Below are 7,143 nucleotides of genomic sequence, written 5' to 3'. Positions count from 1 at the left end.
CGACCTCGCCACCGATCTTGCCCACCACTATGCGCCGTCACCAACGTCCTGACCCACACAGCAGCCGGCGGCTTCGCTTCGAGCCGATGACGCGGTCCTGGGCGGTTTGCAGTTCGCGGCTTGCGGCTTGCGGCTGCGGTCTGCGGCTTGAGGCCTACACCTTGCGGTCTCCGGCCTACACCTTGCGGTCGCCGGTCGCCGGTCTGCGGCTTGCGGTTCGAGGCCTGCTGTTCGCGGTTTCGCTTCCGGGCCTGTTACGCCTGCCCCCCGTCAGCCCAGGCCCTGCCCCCGGCAACCCCGGCCCCGCACCCCGGCCGACCGAGCCACGCTCCCGACCCCGCCTTCGCGTCACCCCCACTTCTGCCCGCCTCTCTTCCCCCCCACCCCATCTCTCACCAAAATCCACCTGCACCCTGCACCCACCCCGGTAACCATGGCCGTATGACCACTTCGTCGAAGCCGCCCTCGCACACCGCCCGAGCCCACTCCTTCAACGCCGCCGCGGCCCAGTACGCCGAGAACCGCCCCTCCTACCCGCCCGCCCTCTTCGATGCCATCGAGGAACTGGCCGGCCACCCCCTCGCCGGTGCCCGTGTCGCGGACGTCGGAGCCGGCACCGGTATCGCGACCGCCCTCCTGCACGCCCGAGGCGCCGACGTGATCGCGATCGAACCCGGCGAGGGCATGGCGGCCCAGTTCCGCCGCAGCCTTCCCGACGTCTCGCTCGTCCGGGGCACCGGCGACGCCCTCCCCCTCACGGACAACTGCGCCGACTTCCTCACCTACGCCCAGGCCTGGCACTGGACCGACACCACCAAGTCGGTCCCGGAGGCCCTGCGCGTACTGCGCCCGGGCGGCGCGCTCGCCCTGTGGTGGAACACCAGCGCCGTCGACGTCCCGTGGATCGCCGAGCAGTCGGAACGCATCAGGATCCACTTCGGCATCGACCGCGTCGTGAAGCAGAACGGCAGCGGCCTGCACACCGCGTTCGCCGACCCCACCGGCCGACTCGACTTCGCCCACCGAAGGGTCCGCTGGAGCCGCCGCGTCCCGGTCGACACCCACCTGGCCAACATCAGCAGTCACTCGGTCTTCCTGGTCCAGGGTGAGGAAGGCACCAACGCCTTCCTCACCGAGGAGCGAAACCACCTGCTCACCGCATTCCCGGACGGCACCGTGGAGGAGACCTACGTCGTGGAACTCGTCGTAGCCCTCGCGTCATGACCCCGTGACCACCTCGGCGACAGGGCTGTCGGCAGCCCCTCCCCGCGCGGTGGCCCACCCCTGCAGGGCCGCCGCGCACGCGTGGTCCACGTGCCGCAACCCGCCCAGTTCCAGGTGCACTTCGCGGTCGTGCGGCAACGCCTCCAACGCGTCCAGCAGCTTCGGCAGCCGCAGAAACGTCGCATGCCCCAGCACCCGTACGACGATCCCCGCGTCGCCGAGGTCCTCCGTCTCCACGTGGACATGGCTGATGTCCCACGCGGTCTTCGCCACCGCCAACGCCAGTCCGACCAGCACCCCCTCGAACGGATTCCCCACCACGATCGCCACCGCGGTCACCCCGAGCACGACCACCTCACCCCGGTGCCCGGCCCACAGCCCCCGCACCTGCCGCACCGGCACGAGCCTGCAGCCGGCGTGCACCAGCAGCCCCGCCAGCGCCGCCACCGGCACCAGACCCAGCACCCCGGGCAGCAGCGCCGTGAACAGCAACAGCCACGCGCCGTGCAGCACTCGCGACGCCTTGGTCCTGGCGCCCGCCCGCACTCCCCCAGAGGGGGCACCCCCAGCCGCGCTCCGTACGATCACCGCGGTCATCGGCAACGCCCCGAGAACCCCGCACACCGCGTTCCCCGCGCCCTGCGCGATCAACTCCCGGTCGTAGTCCGTCCGCGGCCCCCGGTGCAGCCGGTCCACCGTCGCCGCGCCGAACAACGACTCCGCCGACGCGATCAACGCGAACGCGACGACCGTCCCGATCACCCCCACTTCCGTAAGCCGCCCGAAATCCCCCCACCCCGGCACCCGCACGGCACCGAGCAACCCCCGCACCTCCACCCGCCGCACCGCCAGGTCGAACACCCCGGTCACCACCGTGGCCAGCCCCACCGCCACCAACGGCGCCGGCACCAGCCGAGCCCCGCGCCGCCACCGGGGCCAGAGCACCAGTACGGCAATGGTGGCACCGCCCACTGACAACGCCACCGGATCCACCAGCCCCGGCAGCGACACCAGCCCGGCGAGCTTCCCGAGCCCGTCCGCCGGCGCGGCCACATCACCGAGCGCGTACACCTGCCCGGCGACCAGCACGAGCCCGATCCCGGCGAGCATCCCCTGCACCACGGCCACCGACACCGCCCGGAACCAGCGCCCGAGCCGCAGCACCCCGAGCCCCAACTGCACCACTCCGGCCGCGAAGACCAGCACCCCGAGCGCCTCGATCCCGTACGCCCGCACGGCCTCGTACACGAGCACGGTCAGCCCGGCGGCCGGACCGCTCACCTGGAGGCTGCTGCCGGGCAGCGCCCCGACCACCAGCCCGCCGACGATCCCCGTGACCAGTCCCAACTCGGCCGGCACCCCGGAGGCGATCGCCACACCCACACACAGCGGGAGCGCGACGAGAAAGACGACCACCGAAGCGAACAGATCGGCCCTGCTCACACCACAGCGCATGACACCCAGGACATCCATGACACGCATGACAACGGCACCTCCGAAGACAGGACAAAGCCGGACGGGAGATGCGTGGGCGCCGCACCGGGGGAGGGCACGGCGAACTGAAATCCATTGTCGGGAAAGGGAGTTGATCGCGCACCGGATTCATGTGACCACCCCGTGAACACGGAGGCGCCCAGACCGGAGCCCCTCACTCCGATCACGCCGCCACGCGCCTGCGCCGTCCCGCGACCCGTGCGCCTGTGCCGTCCCACGCGCCTGCGCCGTCCCATGGCCCACGACTCACGACTCACGACCCATGCGACCGCGCCGCAGGCGGCCTGTGCCCCGAATCCGCTTGACGACTCCGCCCTGCCGGAGCATTATTCATCACATGATGAATTACAACGTCGATCCACCCGACACAACCCCCGCCCCGGCCGTCCAGGCCGAAGCCCTCACCGTCGTCCGAGGCCCCCGCACCGTCCTGCGCGGCATCGACTTCACCGTCCCGCGCGGCCAGATCACCGGCCTGCTCGGCCCCTCCGGCTGCGGCAAGTCGACCCTCATGCGCTCGATCGTCGGCACCCAGGCCAAGGTCACCGGCACCCTGAACGTCCTCGGCCGCCCCGCGGGCCACCCCGCCCTCCGTACCCGCATCGGCTACGTCACCCAAGCCCCCTCCGTCTACGACGACTTGACGGTCCGGCAGAACCTCGACTACTTCGCCGCGATCCTCGACCCCGGCCGGACCGCCGCCACCCGCCGCCACGAAGTCGACCGCGTCCTCACCGACGTCGACCTCACCACCCACACCGACGCCCTCGCCGGCAACCTCTCCGGCGGCCAGCGCAGCCGTGTCTCCCTGGCGGTCGCGCTCCTCGGCACCCCCGAACTCCTCGTCCTTGACGAACCCACCGTCGGCCTCGACCCCGTCCTCCGCCGCGACCTGTGGACCCTCTTCCACGACATCGCCGCCTCCCGCGGCGCCACCCTCCTCATCTCCTCCCACGTCATGGACGAGGCCGAGCGCTGCCACCGCCTCCTCCTGATGCGCGAGGGCGAGGTCCTCGCCGACGACACCCCCGACGCCCTCCGCACCCGCACCGGCTCCGACACGGTCGAAGCCGCCTTCCTGCACCTGGTCGACGAGGCCGTGGCCGCCGGCCGCCAGAAGGAGACGACCCGATGAGCACGCCAACCACCACAGCCGCCACGCCAACCACCGCGCGCGCCACAGCTCTCAGCCTCTCCCGCACCACCGCCACCGCGGCCCGCGTCCTGCGCCAGCTCCGCCACGACCCCCGCACGATCGCGCTGCTGATCCTCATCCCGTGCCTGATGCTCGTCCTGCTGCGCTACGTCTTCGACGGCAGCCCGCGCACCTTCGACAACATCGGCGCCTCGCTCCTCGGCATCTTCCCGCTCATCACGATGTTCCTGGTCACGTCGATCGCCACCCTGCGCGAACGCACCTCCGGCACTCTCGAACGCCTCCTCGCCATGCCCCTGGGCAAGGGCGACCTGATCGCGGGCTACGCCCTCGCCTTCGGCTTCCTCGCGATCATCCAGTCCGCCCTGGCCACCGGCCTCGCCGTCTGGTTCCTCGGCCTCGACGTCATCGGCAGCCCCTGGCTCCTCCTCCTGGTGGCCCTCCTCGACGCCCTCCTCGGCACCGCACTCGGCCTCTTCGTCTCGGCCTTCGCCGCCTCGGAGTTCCAGGCCGTCCAGTTCATGCCGGCGGTGATCTTCCCCCAGCTCCTCCTCTGCGGCCTCTTCACCCCGCGCTCCGAAATGCACCCCGTCCTGGAGACCATCTCCGACGTCCTCCCCATGTCGTACGCGGTCGACGGCATGAACGAGGTCCTCAAGCACACGGACATGACCGCCACCTTCGTCAGGGACGTCCTGATCGTGGCCGGCTGCGCCCTGCTGGTGCTGTGCCTGGGCGCGGCCACACTGAGGAGGCGTACGGCATAGAAGGGAAGGAGTACCGGATGCCCCGTTCCGCCAGCCGGACAGCCCCCACTCCTCACCACCGCCGGTGCGAGGATGACCCCATGACCCAGAAAGTCGCAGTCCTCGGCACCGGCAAGATCGGCGAAGCCCTGCTCAGCGGAATGATCCGAGCGGGCTGGGCCCCGGCCGACCTCCTGGTCACCGCCCGCCGCCCCGAGCGCGCCGAGGAACTCCGAGCCCGCCACGGAGTCACCCCGGTCACCAACCCCGAGGCCGCGAAGAGCGCCGACACCCTGATCCTCACGGTGAAGCCGCAGGACATGGGCACCCTCCTCGACGAACTCGCCCCACACCTCCCCGCCGACCGCCTGGTCATCAGCGGCGCGGCGGGCATCCCCACCTCCTTCTTCGAGGAGCGGCTCGCTGCGGGCACTCCGGTGGTCCGGGTCATGACGAACACCCCTGCCCTCGTCGACGAGGCGATGTCCGTCATCTCCGCCGGCAGCCACGCCACCGAGGCCCATCTCGCGCACGCCGACGAGATCTTCGGCGCCGTCGGCAAGACGCTCCGCGTCCCCGAGTCCCAGCAGGACGCCTGCACCGCCCTCTCCGGCTCCGGCCCGGCGTACTTCTTCTACCTGGTCGAAGCCATGACGGACGCCGGCATCCTGCTCGGCCTGCCGCGCGACAAGGCCCACGACCTCATCGTCCAGTCCGCGATCGGCGCCGCCGTCATGCTCCGCGACAGCGGCGAACACCCGGTCAAGCTCCGCGAGAACGTCACCTCGCCGGCCGGCACGACGATCAACGCCATCCGCGAACTGGAGAACCACGGCGTACGCGCCGCACTCATCGCCGCCCTGGAGGCAGCCCGCGACCGCAGCCGCGAACTGGCCTCGGGAAACAGCTGAACAGCTAGGACAGCAAGAACAGCTACGACAGCAAGAACAGCTGGAACGGCCGGAAGGCCGTACGGCTACGCAGGCAGAAGCCCGATGGCCCGATACGCGGTATCGACCATCGGCTTTGCCATCCCTCTCGCCTTCTCCGCCCCATCCCGCAACACCCCTTCCACATAAGCGGGATCCGCGCACAACGCCTTGTGCCGCTCCTGCAAAGGCCTGAGCAGCTCGACCACAGCCTCCGCGGTGTCCTTCTTCAACGCTCCGTACGACTCATATACACCGCTCAAGTCCTCGGGGTTCCCACCTTCGCAAGCGGCAAGGATCTCCAGCAGATTGGCGACCCCCGGCCGCTCCTCCCGGTCGTACACGACCCCCGCCCCGCTGTCGGTCACGGCCCGCATGACCTTCTTCCGTACGACGTCCGGCTCGTCCAGCAGATAGACGATCCCCGGCCCGGAGTCGTCCGACTTCCCCATCTTCGAAGTCGGCTCCTGCAGATTCATCACCCGCGCCGCCACCCCCGGCCGGGTCGCCCGGGGGACCACGAACGTATGGCCGTACCGCTGGTTGAACCTGACCGCGAGATCCCGGGCCAGCTCCACATGCTGCGTCTGGTCGTCCCCGACCGGCACCTCGTCCGTCCCGTACGCCAGGATGTCCGCCGCCATCAGCACGGGATACGTCAGCAACGACAGCCGCACACTCCCGCCCCGATCCCGCTCGCGCGCGGCCTTCTCCTTGTACTGGATCATCCGCCGCATCTCCCCGTCGGTGGCCACACACTCCATGACGTACGACAGCCGGGTGTGCTCGTCCACATGACTCTGTACGAACACGGTGCACAGCTCGGGATCCAGCCCCGCCGCCAGCAACAGCGTCGCCGCCTGCCGGGTCAGCCTGCGCACCCGTGCCGGATCGTGGTCCACGGTCAGCGCGTGCAGATCGACCACGCAGAACAGGGCGTCGCTCCGCCGCTGATCCACGTCGACCCAGCGCCGAATGGCACCCAGGTAGTTCCCCAGCGTCAGGTGCCCGGTCGGCTTGACCCCACTGAAGACCCGTGTCATCTCTCCACCTCCTGGTCGAGACCGCCGCGCCGGCCGGCCCACCCTCTGGAGGGAGAAACAAGAACGGCCGCCGAGGCGGCGGCCGTTGAGTACATACGTGTGTACGGCCGCCGTCAGGCGGCCCACCACTGCTGGGTGCACGTATGTGTAGTCACGTCACACAGAGTACGCCTCTGCCAGGCTCTCCGGAGCGGAGTTGACACGCCCCGACCCCGTACGTAGTGTTCTCCGAGTTGTCCGACGTGAGCGTCGACTCCGGTCGGTCCCCGGACAGCCATTCCGCAAGTACCTACAGACAATCGACGATCCGTCGTCGCGTGTATTGGCATGCGTATTTGCGAAATGAGGAATCCGCGTTCGAAAGGACGCACCCCGATTCGCTCGGGACTCAGGAATCCGCTAAAGTCTCACTCGTCGGAACGGCCCAACGGCCGGGATGGCAACCCACTCTGACTGGGAGTCAGGCCCGAAAGGGTCTGGTAGAGTCGGAGTCGCTGGAAAGGGAAACGCGGAAGCGGGAACCTGGAAAGCGCCGAGGAAATCGGGACCGG

General features: G+C 69.9%; 6 protein-coding genes. 4 read left to right on the top strand and 2 right to left on the bottom strand.

What is annotated here, in order from left to right; genetic code table 11:
* Positions 1-441 precede the first annotated feature (441 nt).
* Positions 442-1,224 (top strand): class I SAM-dependent methyltransferase, encoded by a 783-nt coding sequence (locus ACWDEW_RS48720; protein WP_450522809.1) that lies wholly within the window; start codon positions 442-444, stop codon positions 1,222-1,224.
* On the opposite strand, the gene ACWDEW_RS48715 is transcribed toward ACWDEW_RS48720, so the two are convergent.
* Entirely contained in the window at positions 1,219-2,706 is a 1,488-nt protein-coding gene (locus tag ACWDEW_RS48715) for a SulP family inorganic anion transporter (RefSeq protein ID WP_450522807.1), read from the bottom strand. The genes ACWDEW_RS48720 and ACWDEW_RS48715 overlap by 6 nt on opposite strands.
* A 349-nt stretch (positions 2,707-3,055) precedes the next feature.
* Here ACWDEW_RS48715 and ACWDEW_RS48710 point away from each other — a divergent pair, with 349 nt between their 5' ends.
* From ACWDEW_RS48710 to proC, 3 genes are all read left to right on the top strand, one after another.
* A complete protein-coding gene (locus ACWDEW_RS48710; RefSeq protein ID WP_450522805.1) occupies positions 3,056-3,853 on the top strand; it encodes an ABC transporter ATP-binding protein in 798 nt (265 codons plus the stop codon).
* Entirely contained in the window at positions 3,850-4,641 is a 792-nt protein-coding gene (locus ACWDEW_RS48705) for an ABC transporter permease (RefSeq protein ID WP_450522803.1), read from the top strand. The genes ACWDEW_RS48710 and ACWDEW_RS48705 overlap by 4 nt, the downstream gene beginning before the upstream one ends.
* Before the next feature lie 80 nt (positions 4,642-4,721).
* Complete coding sequence (gene proC / locus ACWDEW_RS48700; protein WP_200717065.1) at positions 4,722-5,531, top strand: pyrroline-5-carboxylate reductase; 810 nt, start codon at positions 4,722-4,724, stop codon at positions 5,529-5,531.
* 65 nt (positions 5,532-5,596) lie between these two features.
* Here the strand turns inward: proC and trpS are convergent, their stop codons facing one another.
* Entirely contained in the window at positions 5,597-6,592 is a 996-nt protein-coding gene (gene trpS, locus ACWDEW_RS48695; RefSeq protein WP_450522800.1) for a tryptophan--tRNA ligase, read from the bottom strand.
* Positions 6,593-7,143 lie beyond the last annotated feature (551 nt).

The organism is Streptomyces sp. NPDC001100 (genome assembly GCF_053598575.1).
This window is presented reverse-complemented; position numbering and strand designations above follow the sequence as displayed.